A 17,000-nucleotide genomic window follows, 5' to 3' on the forward strand; every position below is an offset into this window, starting at 1 on the left:
GGCCGGCTGGCACTTTGCCGGGCATGCCAGGCGCGACGCCTCGTGCTTCGCGGGCGGGTGTGACCGACGAGGTAACGCGGCGGGCCGCATCGACGATGACTGCCTGCTTGCTGGAGTGAGCCGATGACTGCCACCAGAATCGCATCAAGGACAACCAGGCGCGCCACGCGCCAGCCGCTCGGCCTGACGCTGCGGCAGAACGAGCTGCTCAGATTCATTCGCTGCTACAGCGCCGACAAGGGCGGGGTCTCGCCGACGTTCGACGAGATGAAGGACCATCTGGGTCTGTCATCGAAATCCGGCATCTCGCGGATGGTGGCGGCGATGGAGGAGCGCGGCGTTATCCGCCGGCTGAAAAACCGGGCAAGGGCAATCGTCGTGGTGGAGGTGGCACATGCTTGAGCACGTGACGGACACGCTTCTCGGCAATCCTGTTTTCGCCGGGCTTGCAGCCTTTTCCGCCACCTCGGTGACGCTCGCCGCCTTCAGCTGGGCTGCCAGCCCGGCGCTTGGCTGCGGCAGGCAGCGCACGGGCAGGAGGAGGGCGGTCGGTGAGGCCGGGCTGGCCGGCCGGCTTAGGCGGTGGGGCATGGCGCTTCTCGCGGGCCGGATGAAGCTGGCGCCGGGGCTCGAGCTGATCGGCAAGGGGGACGCACCGGGCAAGAGGGACCTGCCGGGCAAGGAGGACCTGCCGGGTCTCGACTTCGAGGCATTGCAACGCGAGCTCGACGAGGCGTTCGCGCCGGTCTGGCGAGACAGGAGGAAATCGTGATGTCCGGTCCGACAGTCGTCATCGCCTTTGTCGGTGGCTCTGTCGCCGGCTGAAGGCGAGGTGGGGAATGGCTCCCTCCCTCAGGTGAACGGGAAGAGGCCAGGGAATTGTAGGCCATTGGTTCGTCGGCAACGACGGGTGAGGCCCTACTGCATGTTCCTTAAATCGTATTCGATTAGGGACGAAAACATGCAGCAATTCAAAGGGATACAGCGACATTTGCGCGTCTAACAAGACGCGCGGCGCTGTGGAAGAGACTGATCGTCGTCCTGCTGCTGCCCCCGATCTTTTCGGTGCCATGCGGCGCGGCTGCAGCGTCCCTTGCGTGCCGATCCGGCGCGCGGGCGCAGCCGCAGCGGCGATCACAGCGAGGGGCTGCTGCCCACCTCCTCCCCGGTGGCCCCTCGCTTCCATTTCGGCGCCGGCAAACCGTTTCTGACGCATGCCCCCGACGATCGGATGCGATCTCGGTGCGTGATCATGCGCGGGTTCGAAAGGCTGGAGCGGTTTGTGCGTCATGGGGGGTGCCAGGGCATCGTGGATGCCGGGGCATACCGGACGCGCAGCGCTCCAGCGCCACGGTCACGTGGCCGAACCCAGTCCCGCCCAGCAGGCTGCAGGCGGGGTTTCAGACGGCTTGCCGGCGAGGGCGCGGAGGAAAGTCAGACCAGGTGCAGGGCACGAAGAGCGATCGTCGGTTTGGGCGACGCGAACCTGTGCCGACAATCATGAGGAGCGACGTGATGCGAGAAGTGAGTTTGCAGAGATTTCTTTGTGCGTCGGTCCTGTCGGCGGAGAAATGGCCGCGGAGATGGGTGGCGGGTGCGAGCGTTTGGTCGAGCCGGCGCGTGCACGACCGTAGCGCCATGGCGGACCGGTCGTTGCGGCGAGGCGGCGTGCCTGCCGTTGTCGTGCCGGTGGATGGTCGTGTCCTTTCGTCTGCGAGCGGGATCTTGGCGACGCTTGCCCAGCCTGTTCGACCGCGCGCCATCGCCGGCCGGATCAACAGGTTTGTGCAGCGGCCTTTGCCGCAGCGGCATCGCGGTGTTTTCGTCCGCGTGGCGCTAGAGCGTTTCCGATTTAAACGGAACCGAACAAACGCTCTATCTCTTTGTTTTTACGCATTTCCTGACGGAAAACCGCTTCGTACTTTTCCTGGAAATTCTCTAGCCCTTGCGAGCGAGGACTAGGCGATGCGCATCACATCGATCGTCGAGGCTCTGGTCCAGTGCGGCGCGACGCCGGAGATGATCCTGTGTGCGGTGCGTGCGGCGGAGGCCGGCCAGCAATCGGACATCGACAAACGCCGGGCCAGCGATCGCGAACGGCAACAGCGCCGCCGCGCTCACGTGACGTCACAGGTCGTCACGGCGACGGACGGCGTCCCCCTCTCTGATAAAGAAAGATCCCCCGCACCCCCTAAAGAAATTAACTCTCCCGACAACACCCAAACCCTTGCGCCGCGGCGTCCTGTGCCAGGTGGCAGGCGCGCCACGCGCCTTCCCGAGCAATTCGAGCCGGACCGGGATTTTGCCGCCCGGCTGGGCTTCGGCGCGGCCCAGGTGGAGCTGGAGCTTGAAAAATTCCGCGATTACTGGACGGCGAAATCCGGTCGGGACGCGGCCAAGCTCGACTGGCTCGCCACCTGGCGCAACCGGATGCGCAATGCCGCAAGGCCGCGCAAGGATCACAGGCCACAGGCGCCGCCGCGCGAAAGCGCCTTTGCCCGCCACCAGCGGGAATGCCGACAAGCGATAGAGCGAGAACTCAATGGAAACCTTGGAAATGACGACCTTATCAACAAACCGATATTCGACCTTGAGCCGGGAGATTACCGCGCTCACTGAACGGCTGGCGCCGGCAAGCGACGATGCGATCCTGCGCAGCCTCAACGTGATGCAGACGGCCGGCATGACCATGCCGCAGGGCATCGATCCCCGAAAACTTCTGCCTGTCTACCAATATGCGCTGGCGGGGGTGCCCGCTTGCGGGCTTTCGGTAGCGACGCAGAAGCTGATCCGCGGCGACTATGCCGCCAACGCCAACGTGCTTCTGGGCACGATTCCGAAGCCGCCAGTGCTGGCGGCGCTGGCCAAGAGCGAGGCAGCAGCGACGCGCGCCGAACTGGCGCGCAGACGCGACCTCGCCGTGGCGCTGAACCCGACAGGGCCAGTGCCTGAGCGCTCGCCCGAGATCCGCGAGCGGGTGAGGGTGCGGCTTCGCCAGTTTCGTGCCGAGCAGGCGGCGGTCAAGGCGGCCAAGGCCATGCCAAGCGAGGCGCCAGCGGTCTCGCGGGCCGGGGTGCTGGCTGAGATGATCGGGCTTCCCGATGCAGCCACCATTACGACCGAACAGCGCGCCTATCGAGTGAGGCTGGAACGCGAGATGGCCCATCCCGCAGGGCGTGGGGCGGCGATGGATTTGACCATGGAGGTGGCGAGCGATGCAGCCTGAAACGAGATATTCGACGATGCCGACGGGCGAGCAGCTCGCCCAGAAGGGGTCCGGCAGCGTCGGCACCGCGCGCGGCAGGAGGGGCGGGCCGGATGCCGAGCCGCATTCTTTGGAAACGCGGACGGCGGACTGCACGACCAGCGGAAATGCCGGCGAAAGCGAGCCGCCGCAGGCGCCAACGCCCGACGCGTTGCTCGGCGCGCTCAGCGCCCATGTGAAGGCGCAGCGGCTGCGGGTGCTGGAGCTGGAGCTTGCGCTTGCCGACGCTGAAGCGCGGATCCTGTCGCAAGCGCAGCTGCTCTGCGGCACGAATGCCGACGGCGAGGGCGGCCTCTTCAGCCGCCGACCGGTGCGCGAGATCGTCGAGGAGGTGCTCATTGCCTATCCCGGCATCGGCTGGGCCGATGTGATCGGGGTTCGCCGGGAGCGCCGGCTGGTGGAGCCGCGCCACCGCTGCATGGCGGCGGTTTATGACGAGCGGGAGGACCTTTCGCTTCCGGCGCTCGGCCGCATCTTCCGGCGGGACCACACCTCGGTGCTGCACGCGGTCAACAAGGGCAGGGCGAAGCGATGAGCCGCTCTCTGAGCGGTCGGCCTGACGGATCGTGGCCCGGTCCACGGGCGATCGCGATCGGCGGCGACGGGACGGGGTGGCTTGGGCGGCGGACTATCGCCAGCTTCGGCTGGTGGGTCGCCGGCTATCGCCGGTGGCGGGCTGCAGTCTCTGCTCGCCGTCGCCATCGGGCGGGTGTGGCGGTGCCAGGCCCGGTGCACGATGGACGCACTGACGAACACGTATTTTCGAGGCGAGCACCCGCATTGCCGCGGCCAAGCGGGCAGGCAAGGCGGGCCGGCCGCGCAAGGCCGATGTGGCGCGCTATCCCGGCGGGCAGATCAAGCATGGCGAAACCGAAAGAGAGGTGCGCTCGGTCGCCATCGCCGCACGGCAAAGTCACCACTTTTCAGGAGCGAAGGGCGTCGATGTCGGCAGTCCCTTTGCCGGCTACACACTCGGCCGGATGTTTCTCGACGGCAAGCTGACCGCACACGAACGCGCGGCTGGCGACGAGTATGCCCGGCAGATGGCGCGCTATTACAGCCTGACCGGCATTCCCTTCCCAAGCGTGCGGGCGCAGTCGCTGTTCAGCGTCAAGGGTTTCGAAGGCGAGACGACCGAGCGCACCCGGGCCGCAATGGCTGCGACCAACCGGATGATGGAGCTCGAGGGCGTGCTTCTGAAGCTGCCGGAAGGGCCGCGGGTGAAGACCACGGTCTTCAACGTCTGCGTCATGGACTACGAGGTGCTGCGCACCATGCCGGAACCGCAACTGGCCTGGCTGAAGCGCGGCCTGACCGAACTGCACTGGCATCTCGGGCTTTCCAGGGAGAGGGAGGCGGTTTGAGTGGCGCGCGCCTGTTGCCGAGGGAGCGGTCTCAGGCAGGCCCCCTAGGCTCCGGGCAATTGCTGATAATGCCTGGGAGTGACCCCGTTGACCTTATCCTCGTCCCTGTGGCCGGGATCCAGCGACCTTTGCGCGTCTGATAAGGCGCGCTGGGCTGTAGGGTGAGGCGGAATCGCGCCGCGATGGCCTTGGTGCAACCATGATCCATGGCGACGCTTCGGCTTGCGTCATCAACGTCTGCTTGTACCTAAAAGCAGACGTTGATATTGTTTGGTGCCGAATGGCGATCGGCCTGACTGCGAACATGGCCTTGCAAGTGCATGGACGAGCGGTGGCTCGCGCCTCGGCCCATCGCAATGGATGCTGCAACTTTCTCTCGTGTGCCACGACCCATCCCTTCCTCAAGGTTGGAGAATCGCCGTGTGTATCAATTCTTTCGAATCGCAGGAGTTGATGAAAGCCACGTTTGTGACGCGTGCCTTGTCCCACGCCGTAGCCGTGTACGCTTGTGTCCGCACAGCTTTCATGGTGCTGCTGTCCCGCAGGCGGTGGATTGCGGCAGTTCTCGTGCTCGGAGCCTGCCCGGCTGCGTGGGCGGATGATGTGCTTTTCGAGAACGTCCGCATTTTCGATGGAAAAGGAGCGACCTCGCTTTCGGCTCCGTCGAATGTACTGGTCAAAGGCAATGTGATCACTCGGATCTCGACAAGCCCTGTCGAAGCGGAGGGTGCCCAGCGCATTGCCGGGAACGGCCGAACGCTGATGCCGGGTCTTATCGATGCGCATTGGCACGCAATGCTGGCCCGGTCCACTCCTGCAGAATCGTTCGGCGACGTCGGCTTCAACAATCTTGTGGCCGGCGACGAGGCGACGGACACACTGATGCGTGGCTTCACCACCGTCCGCGATGTTGGAGGGCCGGTGTTCGGTCTGAAGCGCGCGATAGACGCCGGTATTGTCGAGGGCCCGCGCATCTACCCCTCCGGCGCCATGATCACCGTGACCAGCGGGCATGGAGACTTCCGCCAGATGACCGACCTGCCGCGGGTGATCGGCGGCCCGCTCACCCGCATGGAGCAGATCGGCGGGAGCATCGTCGTCGACAGCCCCGACGAGGTGCGCATGCGGGTCCGTGAGCAACTGATGCAGGGCGCGGCGCTGGTCAAGATGACGGCAGGTGGCGGCGTGTCGTCACCCCACAGCCCGCTGGATGTAACTACCTTTACCGAGGCTGAGCTGCGGGCCGCGGTCGAAATAGCCGACAATTGGGGCACCTACGTTGCGGCACACGCCTTCACGTCGCATGCGATCAAGACAGCGATTGCCGCCGGCGTGAAGTGCATCGAACACGGCTTCCTCATGGATGAGGAAACCGCCAAGCTGATTGCCGACAAGGGCATCTGGCTAAGCCTGCAACCGCTTCCCGAGTTGTTGCGGCAAGGCTTTCCTGAGGGATCGGTCGAGCGGGCCAAGGCAGATGAGGTGTGGCCCGGCATCGGCAGAACCTACGAGCTGGCGAAGAAGTACAAGATCAAGACGGCGTGGGGCACCGATGTCTTGTTCTCCCGCGCATTGGCGCAGCAGCAGGGGGCGATCCTCGCCTCCCTCGTTCGCTGGTACACGCCTGCCGAAGCGCTCTCCATGGCGACTGGGACTAATGCGGAGTTGCTGGCGCTATCCGGCCCGCGCAATCCCTATCCGGGAAAGCTCGGCGTGATCGAGGAGGGCGCGCTTGCCGATCTCCTGCTCGTCGACGGCGACCCGTTGGGCAACATCGACCTGGTGGCCGATCCCGCCAACAACTTCAAGATCATCATGAAGGACGGCATCATCTACAAGAACACGTTGGTGAAATAAGGAACAACTAAAACGGCTTGTTGCCTGGCACACGATTGTGAGAAACGGTACAGCAGGCTGACGGCGCAGGCCCGAGCGGCGGCGGATTTGCCGTCAGATGATAGCCAGGCACAGGCGGCAAAGACGTACCCGGGAAGATGGCGTGCTCAATGCTGGTGTCGACAGCCGGGATTCGTTAGAACCCCAGCTCTCCGCAATGCATTGCCGGTCTAAGACGCTCTCAATTGCCGCCGATGCGTTCGCGCAGGCGGTCGTCGCGCTCGGCGATCTCCGGGGTGATCAGGTCGCCGAAATCGGCGGCCTCGAAGACTGGGCGGATTTCGATTTCGCTCGGGCCCGGCATCGGGTTGGGGCAGCGCTTCACCCAGGCGATCGCCTCGTCCATGTCCTTGACCTGCCAGATCCAGAAGCCGGCGACCAGCTCCTTGGTCTCGGTGAAGGGGCCGTCGATGACGAGGCGGCTTGCGCCGTCGAAGGCGACGCGCTTGCCCCTGGACGAGGGATGCAGGCCTTCGCCCGCCTGCATGATGCCGGCGTTGACCAGTTCTTCGTTGAACTTGCCCATGGCATCGAGCAACTCGGTCGAAGGCATCTTGCCCGCTTCGCTATCCTCGGTCGCCTTCACCATAACTATCACGCGCATGGTCTTTTCTCCTTTGATCGACGAAGCCACAACGACCTCTCTGCCTGAATGACGATCGGCCGACGACGGGGCCGACATTTCGCCGAAACTTTTTTCCGCACACCGTCGCGGCACTGCGTGAACCCCACGCAGAGAGGGAGCGCAGCGTTTCCGCAACGCCTGGCCGAGTGCTCAGGTGGTGTCGTCGACCAGCGCAGGGAAGACATCTTCGTAAAGATATGGCGATTGCCGCGGATGGCGAGATGCGCTGGCGACGAGATCGGCTGCGCTGTCGCGCTGGTTTCCGAGTGTGATGACCTGTCGTTCATATCTCTATGTTTTTAAATGATAATATGACGAAGGACGCATTCACCATGGGTTCACGTCAGGGGGACATAGCTTGCGCCTGTTCGAAACGGATAGGTATCGAGATGAAGAAGATAGGCATTGTGATCCTTGCGGCGGTGACGGCTCTGACGAGCTACACGCCTGCGAATGCCATGCCGGTTGCAGCCGTTCAGCTGACGCAGCAGAGTGACATGGACAGGGTACAGAATCGCGAATGGGGCGGCGACAGACATCGTCCGCGGCCGGGTTGGAACCATGGCGGATATCGGCCGCGCCCAGGTTGGCACGGCGGCTACCGTCCGCGTCCGCACTGGGATGGCGGCTACCGCCCGCGGCCGGGCTGGCATGGCGGCGGATACCGCTATGGCTGGTACAATGGTCACCGCGGCTACCGCGGCTATCGCGACGGCTATCGTCGCCACAATGACGGCTGGTGGTATCCGCTGGCAGCCTTCGGCGCCGGCGCCATCATCGGCGGTGCGATCGCTGCTCCGCCACGCCGCGTCGAGTCCGGTGTGAACCAGCGTCATGCCAGCTGGTGCTATGACCGCTACCGCTCCTACCGCGCCTGGGACAACTCGTTCCAGCCCTATGGCGGACCGCGGCAGCAGTGCTACTCGCCGTATTATTGAGCTGAAAGAGAACCCGCCGATCGGCTGCGATCGGCGGGTTTCCTCGGGACCTGCCAGACGCTTCGTTCGGTCGCGGCGCGCGCTTTTACTTGAGCTGCCAGGCCGAACCGAGCCCCACAGACGATGGACGCGCCTCCTCGCTGGATTGCCGGTGACCTACTGCATGTTTCCTTAAATCCTATTCGATTTAAGGATAAAAACATGCAGTAACTCAAAGTGTTACAGCGACCTTTGCGCGTCTGATAATACGCGCGGCGCTGTAGAGTGCATGGTGTCCCCGATGACCCCTGATGGAAGCGCGTGAGACATAGCCGATTTTGCCGTTCATATTGACGAGATCCGGGCACTCGAGGAGGCGCTTCATCGTCCGGAGCTGCGTCGCTCAAGAGCGGCCGTCGAGGTGCTGCTGGCCGAGGGCTTTGTCGAGTTCGGAGCGTCCGGGACGAAATATCACCGCGCGGAAATGATCGACCTTCTCTCAGAGGAAGACGACGACCCAGCGGGTGATGAGCTTCGAGCGACGGACTTTTCGCTGACGCGCATTTCCGCCCGGGGCGACGACACGATGTCGACCGAAGCAGGTGCTGATGCTCGCGCACGATGCTGCCTGGTTGATGGCCGCGGCTAATTCATCCGGGCGGGCGCGGCTTTTGCGTCATGTGGACCGACGTTGCGGTCAACTCCGGTTTCAGCGTTGTTTTTGCGCATGTCGTTATCGCAAAACCGCTTCACACTTTTGCGCAAGCGCCTAGAATTTCAGCGTGGCGTCGTCGTGTTTGGGTGGCGGGTGGCTGTCTCTCTGGCGGCGCATCCCGTAGGCGAGGGCAAGCCCCAGCACGGCAGAACCGATGACGACGGCGAGTAGTGCGAAGAAATTCTCCATGACATTCTCCTCCCGGCAGCGATGATAACACAATCGGACGCGCACAACCAAATTCCTGCACATCCTCGAGAACCGGCATTGGCTGCAGGCAAAAGTCGAGCCCGAAGGGACAACGAGGGCGGGGCGTGGGTTGTTCCGAGCGGTTTGAAGATATCCGGTTTAATCGGCCGGACGCGGGCTTTGGTTGTCCGATCTGCGTTTGGAGCCGTCGGCGAAGTCGATGGGACTTTGTCAGTTTCGCGTTGAGACCGCCTGGCCGCACGTGATGGCATGGTCCGGAATGTGCGGCCTCAAAAAAAGAACGAAAATAGAACAAAGTTTGTCCGAGAGGGTTGCCATTCGCCTAGAACCGGGCTAAGGATATTACAGGATGGTCGTTTCGTAATCGAAGCGGCCTTTTTCATTTTAGCGGGGCAGGCGGCCCTTCCGGGCGACACCTCTCGTTGTACTCAACACCTCTCGTTGTACTCAACGGCGCCCAGTTTCTCTCTGTTCGTCTTCGACCCTCTCCAGCGCCTGATTTGACAGGCTTTCCGCAGGCTTTCTTTCGACGGGTCCTTCGCGCCTTTCGCGGGGATCGAGTGCTGCGCACAGGCTGGCCGATGCCGTGTTCTGTTCGGGGCCACCGTCGTCCTGATTGCGCCTGTCGATCACCTGGCGGGCGCCGTGATGACCCTTGCGCGCGGCGCTCCGCAACCAGCGAAGTGCCTCCTGCTGGTCGGGCTCGACACCGATGCCCTTGTGGTAGATCGCTGCCAGGCGGGCTTGCGATGCGGCGTCGCCCTGGCGGGCGGCTTGGCCGTTCCAGTGGTAGGACGCAGCGTAGTTTTCCTTGCGGCCATCGTTGAAATAGATTTCGCCGAGCGCCGCCTGGGCGTCGAGATTTCCTGACGTGGCGAGTTCGAGCAACCTTGGCGAGACATTTGCGGCGGAGAGCCGCGGCTTAAAAATGGTCTTCAACCTTCTGACTGCATTTTGGATCATCAGACACCCGTCTTATTCATCGCATAATTCCTCAAAGTCGGCATCGATCGAACGGATAAATTATGCTGCGATTTGAAAGTGTTATGTCTTCAACCTGCCTGTCATATCCGCTGCGAGGCGCCTTTGGCCGCCCAGCGTGCCGCGAATGCGCTGCGTGTAAATTAGTATTGGTGACAGAATACAACCTAAGGTCAAGTAGGTGAATGCAATTCCCCGTGGATATCGGGTGGCTGTTGCCTGATTGCCGATGGCCGGGCGCGTGGGTGCGTGGGCGACATTAGAGAGCTTTGCGGCGCTACTGCATGTTTCCTTAAATCGACGCGTGGCGCTGCATGGGAGCCATCATCATGAGCATCGGTAAGCCAGCCAAGGACCCGAAGACCGGGCGCTTCCTGCCGCGTGTGCCGGGGGCGGCGACACCAGTCCGGACACGCGCCCGCAAGGCGGTGCGCACCAAGCTCGGCGAGCTGTTTCTCGAAGACATGCTTGTTGCCTGGGAGAGCCGGGGGGCGGCCGCGATCCACGCGCTGATCGAAAAGAGTCCGCACGATTTTCTCAAGGCCGTGGCCTCGCTGATGCCGAAGGACGTGAATGTCAATGTCAACCAGATCGGCGAGATGACGGATGCGCATCTGCCCCCCCTTTTCCTCCGGCTGCCGATCGATGCGCTTTGGCGGTCGTACTATCGATCATATGAATATCCGCATCGCCACACTTGACCAAAGCCTCAACCAGCCGCCGCCATATTCCCCGTGCCGACCAGCGATGAAACCGGTTGTAGATGGTCCTCCTTTGGTTGAGTGATTGAATCATGGCAACGAAGAATGTTCAATGGCTTGATTGGGTTTTGACCCTAGAGCCACAAGAACAAACCACTCATCGGATCCTTCAGCGAAGAATCTAAATCAGATGTCAGCCAAAATTATTGGGTCCAGAGCCTAAACGGCGATTGAGGCCGCAAGCACTGCCAGAAGTGTCGCGAGTGCGAGAGCGGCTCCGTACTTGGCCACTGTGATGCGGCGGCGGCGTCCGCCGGTCCAATCGTAGCTCATGGTCTTGCTCCGACGACTTTCATGTCGCGACGCGGACGATCGGTGATTCTGCTTAACAAATAGGAAAGCATTGTCGACAAAACTGCGCTTGCGTTTTGGGGATGCTGTTAGTCTGGCGTCCAGAGGCCCCTATGAGGCGGAGGTAGCGTATGCCGGATGCTTCGATCGACTTGGCGCTCTATTCGGCAGCGCTGAACATCACTGCGCCACCGGCGCTTATCCGGCCCTTTCTCGACCAGTTGGCGGAGGGCCAATTCTCCGTTGATGAAATCAGGAGGCGTTGCGCGGAGAACGGCGTCCGCCTCAAGGCCCATCTGCGCAAGGGCGAACGCACCCGCAAGGACCTGCGTGCGGCCTTCGACCTGCAATCGGTGGAGCGGCGGCACTTGGATATTCTCGACATGCTGATTGCGAGCCTGGAGGCCAAGGCTGCGCGTGACGCCAGCGAGTTCGATGGGCTGCTGGATGATTTCAAGGCGAGGGTTTCAACCCTTTCCGGCTCTGTCGATGTGGGGGAAGCGGCAGAGCTCGAAGAGATCTACAGGACGATCGAGGCGCAGGTGCGGGTGGAGATCGGTGAACTCGTCGATGTCGCCCAGTTCTTGCGTGGCCTGCGCTCGAGATGCGGTGACGACCGAGGCGAGAAACGCCTACCCGACAGCGAAAGCCTCAAGACGTTGCTGGGTTCGTTGTCGCCGTCCAAGCCCCCCTCTGTCTCCTAGTGCGTTTCCGGTCTAAACGGAGTCGTAGAAACGCTCTATCTCTTTGTCTCGACGCATTTCCTGACGGAAAACCGCTTCGCACTTTTCCTGGGAAGGCTCCAAACCGGCGAGAGTCCGCATGTCCTATTCGGTCGGACGCGGCTGTTACCGGCGACCCTGCGATGCAGGCGCCGCGACAGATGTTGTCCGCGAATTGCCGCTTGTCAGTAGGGCTGCACCATGATGACACAGCTGACAAGCACGATGACCAAAGCGGTCATCTTCACGAATGCGGCATCCATCATGGCTAGATCTCCCCTTTGATCGTTTCCTTAAATCCCATTCGATTTAAGGAAACATGCAGCAATTCAAAGTGCTGCAGCAATCTTTGCGCCTCTAATAAGACGCGCGGCGCTGTAGCAACACATTACCGTTGCTTCTGGTTCCCAATCTAAACAGGACAAACGACATGAACATGAACCGACGCATCAACGCGGCGGGCCTTGCGCTCGTCAAGCAGTGGGAAGGTCTGAAGACGAAGGCCTATCGGGACGTCGCCGGTGTGTGGACCATCGGCTATGGCCATACCAGCGCCGCGGGCGCTCCGGCGGTGACGCCGGGAATGGTGATCTCCGAGGCGCAGGCAGACGATATCCTGAGGGCGGATTTGGCGACATTCGAGGAACGGGTCTTGCGTCTCGTTAAGGTGCCGCTTTCCGACAACCAGTTCGCCGTGCTTGTCTCGTTCGATTTCAACACCGGTCGCCTCGGCAAATCGACTTTGCTGAACAAACTGAATGGCGGCGACTATGACGCTGTGCCGGGCGAGCTTATGAAATGGGTCAATGCCGGCGGCAAGCGCGTGAAGGGGTTGGTCAATCGCCGAGCTGCCGAAGCCGGGCTTTGGGCCAAGGGCGAGTTCGTGGCCTCCAACACCGTTATCGCCGCGCCGAAGCCGCCCGAAGCGGAACAAAGGAGAATATCTCCTGGCTCGCGGGCATTCTGTCCTCGCTCGGCTTTGCGTTGACCGGAAGTGGCCCGCTGCAATGGGTGTTTGCCGGCATCATTGTTGCTGCCTTCGCAATCGGCGCCTTCCTCTTCGTTCGCAAGCGGCTCGATCCGGCATGATCGCCCGGCCAAAGATCCTTTTCGGCGGGCTTGTGCTCGCTGCCGTCACCTGGGCCGTACTCGAGATCCGGGCGGACGGCGCCCGGTCCGTTCTTCATGCGATTGAAAGGCAGAATGATGACGCTGCGAACCGCGCTCGAAAGATGCGCCTTGATTACGATTCCTGTCTTCGCGCTGGCGGGCTATGGGATTTCGGCGCCGAAGACTGTGACCGGCCTTAAAAGCGTCGTCGGCGTCGACCTTGTCGGCGCGCGCGGCGCGACGCCGGCAGATCAGCGCAAGATCGACCGCACTGTCGTCGGTCTCTGCGCCGCGGCAGTCTGGTCAAAGGCGGACTGCGCAAGGCACGGAGGGCGTCAAGATGTCTCCAGCTGAAATCGATGTCAGCGTGCACCGCCAGCTCGGAGAGCTGGTCGCGGGCATGCGCGGTCTGCAGGAATCGATCCGGCGGATCGAGGAGGGCGCACAACGTGCCGAGGATAAGGCGACGAGCAGTCGGGCGGGCGTCCATCAGCGGATGGACCAGTTGGTCGATCGCGTCGGTGATCTCGAGGCTTCGGTCTCGACGCTTGGTGGTGACGTTGCAGAGATGAAGCCGGTGACCGACGACGTCAAACGCTGGAAGCTGATGGGCATCGGCGCCCTTGGTGTTACCGGCATAGCGGCGATGGCGCTTGGCGTCAGCTTTGCCGAGGCGATAAGGCGGATCATATTCGTCATTGTCGGAAAGGGGTGATGGTGTCGTTCGCAGCTGCTGCTCTGCCTTGGCCGAACAGGGGTGAGCCAAGCAACGTGACAGCGGCAAGCTGCCGCTGTCACTGATGTGCGCGTGAGAGCATGAGGCGTGAAGGGGGCCGCGGAAATGGTTCGATTGGCTCAGTCCAACCGGGCCAGCCTAATGAAGCGTCTGGACGGGATGTTCGGTGAACGTGTGGATGCCATCGCGTTCGATCGTGGCGAGGAATTCTTCGTAGGCGTCGCGGTCGGTGGGGAAGGAATCTTCCCAGACGGTGGAGTAGCCCTCCTCGTCGATCACCTCGAGCGTCCAGTCGAGATTGGAGCCCGTCGGGCGCGAGATGCGGATATGAACAACGACGTCGTCGTCGGCAAACTCGCCGGACAATTCCGAAAGCTCCAGGTCTTCTTCTGTTTGGGTCATGAGCGTTTATAACATGTCCTGAGTGAGCGAACCAATCTTGTGGCGGTTCCTGGCCTTTGCCTGCGTACGAAGGCTACGTTTGCGTAGCCGATTACTGCATGTTTCCTTAAATCCTATTCGATTTAAGGAAACATGCAGTAATTCAAAGTGCTACAGCAACCTTTGCGCGTCTGATGAGACGCGCGGCGCTGTAGGTGAGGGCGTTTGACGCCTTGATAGGCCGAAAGGCGATTGCCATACAATAGGATAGGTTTGGCCGGGGTTGCTTTGCAACCCCGGCGTCTTTTGCACGTCAAGATGGCGGCAATAGCGAAACGATCCCGGATCGCTACTGCATGTTTCCTTAAATCCTATTCGATTTAAGGAAACATGCAGTAATTCAAAGCGCGACAGCGATAGCAGGTCATGCCGGCGCCGGTCATCCTTGTTGCCTTGCAACGTCACTGCTCGGGAGCCAACGACCACGGCTCGCTTCTGCGCTCGAACCACAGAGCCCGCTCGCACAGGGCCGCCTCGTCGCGTGTGCCGGAGCGGAATTCGCCGATGATGAATTTCGCCAGGCGATTGGCACGGTAGTCACTGCGCGGCATCCTTGCTGCAAGGCAGGCCGTGTTGAGAACCCGCTGGAGCATGGCGATCTCAGCTGGATTGAATGCACAATCGAAGTGTTTGGAATGATGCTGCATTTTGACCTCCCTACTGCATATTTCCATAAATCGTTTTCGATTTAAGGATGAAAACATGCAGCAATTCAAAGTGCTACAGCGACCTTTTCCGCGTCTGATAAGACGCACGGCGCTGTAGGTGCGACTGCGGGAGCCTTCATTTCTCACTGTCGGCTTGTATCGTCGTGCACGCATGTATCAGGTGGTCAAGTTCCACCTTATAGGGGCCGTGCTTCGCGAAAATCTCGCGTGCCTCCAGCGGCGGCAGGCCGGAGGCGGCGATGAATTCCTCCAGGTCGTATCGTGTATTCCAGTTTTTGACGATCCGGCCGAACTGTCTTTTCGTATCTGACGCAAACATGATGAACCTCCCGTTCTGCAGGCTAAATTCGCGACGCGAACGGTGGTTCCACGGTGCTGAAAATTCCGTCTTCTGGGATGTGCCGGCCCTGTTTTCTCAGCTTGCATCGTTCGGGCGCCGCCGCGACGGCCTCGCGACCAGACAGTTATAGAGAAACGTCTGTGGCAGGTCAGAAATCGCCACACGCGACCCGTTGCAGTTGTGGTCCTGCGGGCAAGACAGGCGTAGAGTAAGCCATTGCACATCAATCTTGAATGCGGTCTCGGTTATCCACGGAGAGGCCGCATTTTTTTGTGGCGGCCTCAGCGCTGATGCGGACTGCGCCGGCCGGGTCTGGCAACCCAGATGTCGACGGTTTCGGTCTCTTCTGTCCTTGGCGGTACCCGGCGCCGTTCGCGCCACAGCGCGCATTCCAGCAGCGTGCGCTCGTCGCCATTGCCGATGCAAAATTCATCCATGATGAATTTGGCCAGCCGGTTGGCGCGTTCGCCGCGGCGTGGGACGCGGGCGGCAAAGCAGGTCGCGTCGAAGACCCGCTGCAGCATTTCGATGTCATCCGGACTTAATTGTCTGCCCGAGGTCTGCGGGAGATCATGCATTCGAACCTCCTTCATGGACGTCCATAGCCAGTGCCGAAGGGAGACAAGATACATCAGCCGTCTTATCGGGCAATACGGAAATATTCGCCTGCATCCCGGACGTGGTGTCGGCAGCAATTCCAAGTCCTACGGCGACCTTAGCGCGTCTAATAAGACGCGCGGCGCGGTAGACCGCGCCATCTGCGCACGATCGTTCAAGATCGATGCCCGCGCTCCATGCATGTTGGCACTTCATCGAAATGAGGAAAGACATGACGGAAAGCATCGAGACGTCCGACCGCAAGCCCATCAAATTCTCCGAGAAGCTGGAGATGATCGCGGAACTGTGGCAACCGCGCGTGATCGCCGAGATGAACGACTACCAGTTCAAACTCGTGCGCATCGAGGGCGATTTCATCTGGCACGACCACCCCGAGACGGATGAGACGTTCATCGTGCTCGATGGCATCCTGCGGATCGATTTCCGCGATGGATCTGTACAGATTGGCCCTGGCGAGATGTTCGTCGTGCCTCGAGGCGTCGAGCACAAGCCGTTTGCAGAGAGCGAGGTGCGGATGCTGCTGATAGAACCGCGTGGCGTTTTGAACACCGGTCATGCCGGCGGCGAGCGCACAGCGCAGAACGACCGCTGGATCTAGGGCAGGGCTGTCGCGCTGGCGTTTCCTTGATGCCCGCTCGCGTCGTATTCCTGTCAGGCGCCTACAGCGCCGCGCGTCTTATCAGACGCGCAAAGGTCGCTGTAGCACTTTGAATGGCTGCCTGTTTTTATCCTTAAATCAAATAGGATTTGAGGAAACATGCAGTAGTGATCACCCGCGCCTGATCGGCAATGCCGATGCTAGAAGGGGCAGGCCGGGCCGACGGCCAGGCAGGCACGGGCGAAATCGGCCCCCGGATCAGTGCAATGCTGGTGTAATGAAATCAGTAGAGTTTGCCGCCAATGCTCCAACGATGAGGATTGGCGTCATCCCATGTGTTTTCTCAGGATCGGTCTGCTGGCATGTCACCTGCTCGGGGCGTCATCCCAGATGGAACACAGCCGCCTCGAAGCGAGCGGCGACGATCGCTTTGCACTCGAGCGACAGTTCGTTCAGTATCGCCCGGATCCCTGCCGCGACGGGCGTTTCAGTGACGGCCGGCCGCGCAGCTGCGCGGAGCTTCGCCGCTGGCTTGACGACGGCGGCGACCCCGGCTGGCGAAAGCACCGGGAGGGATTGAGTTGGGCCGAGCGTCGCCGGCGGATCTGCACCGACGGACGTTTCAGCGATGGCCATGCGCATACCTGCGACGAGCTGATGGAGCGATACCATCCGCAGGACGAGGATTAGAACATTTCCTGAGATAACCCCCTGCCGTATTGCATCCCTCCGATTTTCTGAA

General features: G+C 61.5%; 22 protein-coding genes and 2 pseudogenes. 16 read left to right on the forward strand and 8 right to left on the reverse strand.

Translation table 11 applies throughout. From position 1 onward, the window contains the following. Positions 1-123: 123 nt before the first annotated feature. The 7 genes and pseudogenes from ASD03_RS15030 to ASD03_RS15060 form a co-directional block, all read left to right on the forward strand. A pseudogene (locus ASD03_RS15030) lies at positions 124-390 on the forward strand (repressor LexA); the annotation flags it as partial. A gap of 4 nt (positions 391-394) precedes the next feature. After that, on the forward strand, positions 395-772 hold the full coding sequence (locus tag ASD03_RS15035) for a hypothetical protein (protein WP_025427482.1): 378 nt from the start codon (positions 395-397) through the stop codon (positions 770-772). A 1,193-nt stretch (positions 773-1,965) separates the two neighbouring features. Then, positions 1,966-2,619 carry a hypothetical protein gene (locus ASD03_RS15040; RefSeq protein ID WP_025427481.1) on the forward strand — a complete coding sequence of 218 codons (654 nt, stop codon included), beginning with the start codon at positions 1,966-1,968 and terminating at the stop codon, positions 2,617-2,619. Continuing rightward, positions 2,558-3,226, forward strand: a complete 669-nt coding sequence (locus ASD03_RS15045) for a hypothetical protein (protein WP_225906313.1) — start codon at positions 2,558-2,560, stop codon at positions 3,224-3,226. Before ASD03_RS15040 ends, ASD03_RS15045 begins: the two co-directional genes overlap by 62 nt. Continuing rightward, positions 3,216-3,800 carry a helix-turn-helix domain-containing protein gene (locus ASD03_RS15050; protein WP_025427479.1) on the forward strand — a complete coding sequence of 195 codons (585 nt, stop codon included), beginning with the start codon at positions 3,216-3,218 and terminating at the stop codon, positions 3,798-3,800. The genes ASD03_RS15045 and ASD03_RS15050 overlap by 11 nt, the downstream gene beginning before the upstream one ends. A gap of 223 nt (positions 3,801-4,023) precedes the next feature. Then, positions 4,024-4,629, forward strand: a complete 606-nt coding sequence (locus ASD03_RS15055) for a hypothetical protein (RefSeq protein ID WP_057206235.1) — start codon at positions 4,024-4,026, stop codon at positions 4,627-4,629. A 525-nt stretch (positions 4,630-5,154) separates the two neighbouring features. After that, entirely contained in the window at positions 5,155-6,486 is a 1,332-nt protein-coding gene (locus ASD03_RS15060; RefSeq protein ID WP_038577126.1) for an amidohydrolase family protein, read from the forward strand. 220 nt (positions 6,487-6,706) lie between these two features. On the opposite strand, the gene ASD03_RS15065 is transcribed toward ASD03_RS15060, so the two are convergent. Next, positions 6,707-7,129: a YciI family protein gene (locus ASD03_RS15065; RefSeq protein WP_025427476.1), complete on the reverse strand. Its 423-nt coding sequence runs from the start codon at positions 7,127-7,129 to the stop codon at positions 6,707-6,709. 410 nt (positions 7,130-7,539) lie between these two features. Between ASD03_RS15065 and ASD03_RS15070 the strand changes: the two genes are divergently transcribed. Together ASD03_RS15070 and ASD03_RS15075 are read left to right on the forward strand one after the other, a co-directional pair. Continuing rightward, positions 7,540-8,088, forward strand: a complete 549-nt coding sequence (locus ASD03_RS15070) for a BA14K family protein (RefSeq protein ID WP_025427475.1) — start codon at positions 7,540-7,542, stop codon at positions 8,086-8,088. Between the two features lie 337 nt (positions 8,089-8,425). Beyond that, positions 8,426-8,716: a DUF4440 domain-containing protein gene (locus ASD03_RS15075; RefSeq protein ID WP_280137620.1), complete on the forward strand. Its 291-nt coding sequence runs from the start codon at positions 8,426-8,428 to the stop codon at positions 8,714-8,716. A gap of 120 nt (positions 8,717-8,836) precedes the next feature. On the opposite strand, the gene ASD03_RS41105 is transcribed toward ASD03_RS15075, so the two are convergent. From ASD03_RS41105 to ASD03_RS40515, 3 genes and pseudogenes are all read right to left on the reverse strand, one after another. Further along, a complete protein-coding gene (locus ASD03_RS41105; RefSeq protein WP_255569852.1) occupies positions 8,837-8,971 on the reverse strand; it encodes a hypothetical protein in 135 nt (44 codons plus the stop codon). A gap of 468 nt (positions 8,972-9,439) precedes the next feature. Beyond that, the gene (locus ASD03_RS15080) at positions 9,440-9,931 is read right to left on the reverse strand and encodes a tetratricopeptide repeat protein (RefSeq protein ID WP_158268925.1); all 492 of its coding nucleotides are present in this window, start codon (positions 9,929-9,931) and stop codon (positions 9,440-9,442) included. A 657-nt stretch (positions 9,932-10,588) separates the two neighbouring features. Then, a pseudogene (locus ASD03_RS40515) lies at positions 10,589-10,741 on the reverse strand (IS5/IS1182 family transposase); the annotation flags it as partial. 415 nt (positions 10,742-11,156) lie between these two features. On the opposite strand from ASD03_RS40515, the gene ASD03_RS15090 reads away from it, so the two are divergent. The 5 genes from ASD03_RS15090 (at position 11,157) to ASD03_RS15105 (ending at position 13,572) form a co-directional block, all read left to right on the forward strand. Further along, the gene (locus tag ASD03_RS15090) at positions 11,157-11,729 is read left to right on the forward strand and encodes a hypothetical protein (protein WP_025427471.1); all 573 of its coding nucleotides are present in this window, start codon (positions 11,157-11,159) and stop codon (positions 11,727-11,729) included. A gap of 448 nt (positions 11,730-12,177) precedes the next feature. After that, on the forward strand, positions 12,178-12,735 hold the full coding sequence (locus tag ASD03_RS15095) for a lysozyme (RefSeq protein WP_225906312.1): 558 nt from the start codon (positions 12,178-12,180) through the stop codon (positions 12,733-12,735). Next, the gene (locus tag ASD03_RS40520) at positions 12,732-12,836 is read left to right on the forward strand and encodes an LPXTG cell wall anchor domain-containing protein (RefSeq protein WP_225906311.1); all 105 of its coding nucleotides are present in this window, start codon (positions 12,732-12,734) and stop codon (positions 12,834-12,836) included. The genes ASD03_RS15095 and ASD03_RS40520 overlap by 4 nt, the downstream gene beginning before the upstream one ends. Positions 12,837-12,953: 117 nt before the next feature. Beyond that, positions 12,954-13,211 carry a hypothetical protein gene (locus ASD03_RS15100; protein WP_025427469.1) on the forward strand — a complete coding sequence of 86 codons (258 nt, stop codon included), beginning with the start codon at positions 12,954-12,956 and terminating at the stop codon, positions 13,209-13,211. Beyond that, positions 13,198-13,572: a DUF1515 family protein gene (locus ASD03_RS15105; RefSeq protein ID WP_038576200.1), complete on the forward strand. Its 375-nt coding sequence runs from the start codon at positions 13,198-13,200 to the stop codon at positions 13,570-13,572. Before ASD03_RS15100 ends, ASD03_RS15105 begins: the two co-directional genes overlap by 14 nt. A 159-nt stretch (positions 13,573-13,731) precedes the next feature. On the opposite strand, the gene ASD03_RS15110 is transcribed toward ASD03_RS15105, so the two are convergent. The 4 genes from ASD03_RS15110 to ASD03_RS15125 all read right to left on the reverse strand — a co-directional run bounded on the left by ASD03_RS15110 (position 13,732) and on the right by ASD03_RS15125 (position 15,620). Beyond that, entirely contained in the window at positions 13,732-13,995 is a 264-nt protein-coding gene (locus ASD03_RS15110) for a hypothetical protein (protein ID WP_025427467.1), read from the reverse strand. A 440-nt stretch (positions 13,996-14,435) separates the two neighbouring features. Beyond that, positions 14,436-14,681, reverse strand: a complete 246-nt coding sequence (locus tag ASD03_RS15115) for a hypothetical protein (protein ID WP_025427466.1) — start codon at positions 14,679-14,681, stop codon at positions 14,436-14,438. Between the two features lie 136 nt (positions 14,682-14,817). After that, positions 14,818-15,021: a hypothetical protein gene (locus ASD03_RS15120; protein ID WP_057206239.1), complete on the reverse strand. Its 204-nt coding sequence runs from the start codon at positions 15,019-15,021 to the stop codon at positions 14,818-14,820. A gap of 302 nt (positions 15,022-15,323) precedes the next feature. After that, a complete protein-coding gene (locus ASD03_RS15125) occupies positions 15,324-15,620 on the reverse strand; it encodes a hypothetical protein (RefSeq protein ID WP_025427464.1) in 297 nt (98 codons plus the stop codon). Positions 15,621-15,871: 251 nt separating this feature from the next. Here ASD03_RS15125 and ASD03_RS15130 point away from each other — a divergent pair, with 251 nt between their 5' ends. Further along, positions 15,872-16,258 carry a cupin domain-containing protein gene (locus ASD03_RS15130; protein ID WP_038576197.1) on the forward strand — a complete coding sequence of 129 codons (387 nt, stop codon included), beginning with the start codon at positions 15,872-15,874 and terminating at the stop codon, positions 16,256-16,258. A gap of 390 nt (positions 16,259-16,648) precedes the next feature. After that, positions 16,649-16,948, forward strand: coding sequence for a hypothetical protein (locus tag ASD03_RS38975; protein ID WP_156407972.1), 300 nt, complete (start codon positions 16,649-16,651; stop codon positions 16,946-16,948). Positions 16,949-17,000: the final 52 nt, after the last annotated feature.

The organism is Ensifer sp. Root127 (assembly GCF_001425225.1).
Taxonomy (GTDB): Bacteria; Pseudomonadota; Alphaproteobacteria; order Rhizobiales; family Rhizobiaceae; genus Ensifer; species Ensifer canadensis.

Bases quoted from the DNA above. Each gene is read 5' to 3' on its own strand.
- ASD03_RS15090 (WP_025427471.1), top strand. From the start codon at position 11,157: ATGCCGGATGCTTCGATCGACTTGGCGCTCTATTCGGCAGCGCTGAAC.
- ASD03_RS15040 (WP_025427481.1), top strand. From the start codon at position 1,966: ATGCGCATCACATCGATCGTCGAGGCTCTGGTCCAGTGCGGCGCGACG.
- ASD03_RS15115 (WP_025427466.1), bottom strand. From the start codon at position 14,681: ATGCAGCATCATTCCAAACACTTCGATTGTGCATTCAATCCAGCTGAG.
- ASD03_RS15110 (WP_025427467.1), bottom strand. From the start codon at position 13,995: ATGACCCAAACAGAAGAAGACCTGGAGCTTTCGGAATTGTCCGGCGAG.
- ASD03_RS15045 (WP_225906313.1), top strand. From the start codon at position 2,558: ATGACGACCTTATCAACAAACCGATATTCGACCTTGAGCCGGGAGATT.
- ASD03_RS15050 (WP_025427479.1), top strand. From the start codon at position 3,216: ATGCAGCCTGAAACGAGATATTCGACGATGCCGACGGGCGAGCAGCTC.
- ASD03_RS15105 (WP_038576200.1), top strand. From the start codon at position 13,198: ATGTCTCCAGCTGAAATCGATGTCAGCGTGCACCGCCAGCTCGGAGAG.
- ASD03_RS15060 (WP_038577126.1), top strand. From the start codon at position 5,155: ATGGTGCTGCTGTCCCGCAGGCGGTGGATTGCGGCAGTTCTCGTGCTC.
- ASD03_RS15070 (WP_025427475.1), top strand. From the start codon at position 7,540: ATGAAGAAGATAGGCATTGTGATCCTTGCGGCGGTGACGGCTCTGACG.
- ASD03_RS15035 (WP_025427482.1), top strand. From the start codon at position 395: ATGCTTGAGCACGTGACGGACACGCTTCTCGGCAATCCTGTTTTCGCC.
- ASD03_RS15120 (WP_057206239.1), bottom strand. From the start codon at position 15,021: ATGTTTGCGTCAGATACGAAAAGACAGTTCGGCCGGATCGTCAAAAAC.
- ASD03_RS15065 (WP_025427476.1), bottom strand. From the start codon at position 7,129: ATGCGCGTGATAGTTATGGTGAAGGCGACCGAGGATAGCGAAGCGGGC.
- ASD03_RS15125 (WP_025427464.1), bottom strand. From the start codon at position 15,620: ATGCATGATCTCCCGCAGACCTCGGGCAGACAATTAAGTCCGGATGAC.
- ASD03_RS38975 (WP_156407972.1), top strand. From the start codon at position 16,649: ATGGAACACAGCCGCCTCGAAGCGAGCGGCGACGATCGCTTTGCACTC.
- ASD03_RS15095 (WP_225906312.1), top strand. From the start codon at position 12,178: ATGAACATGAACCGACGCATCAACGCGGCGGGCCTTGCGCTCGTCAAG.
- ASD03_RS15130 (WP_038576197.1), top strand. From the start codon at position 15,872: ATGACGGAAAGCATCGAGACGTCCGACCGCAAGCCCATCAAATTCTCC.
- ASD03_RS15100 (WP_025427469.1), top strand. From the start codon at position 12,954: ATGACGCTGCGAACCGCGCTCGAAAGATGCGCCTTGATTACGATTCCT.
- ASD03_RS41105 (WP_255569852.1), bottom strand. From the start codon at position 8,971: ATGGAGAATTTCTTCGCACTACTCGCCGTCGTCATCGGTTCTGCCGTG.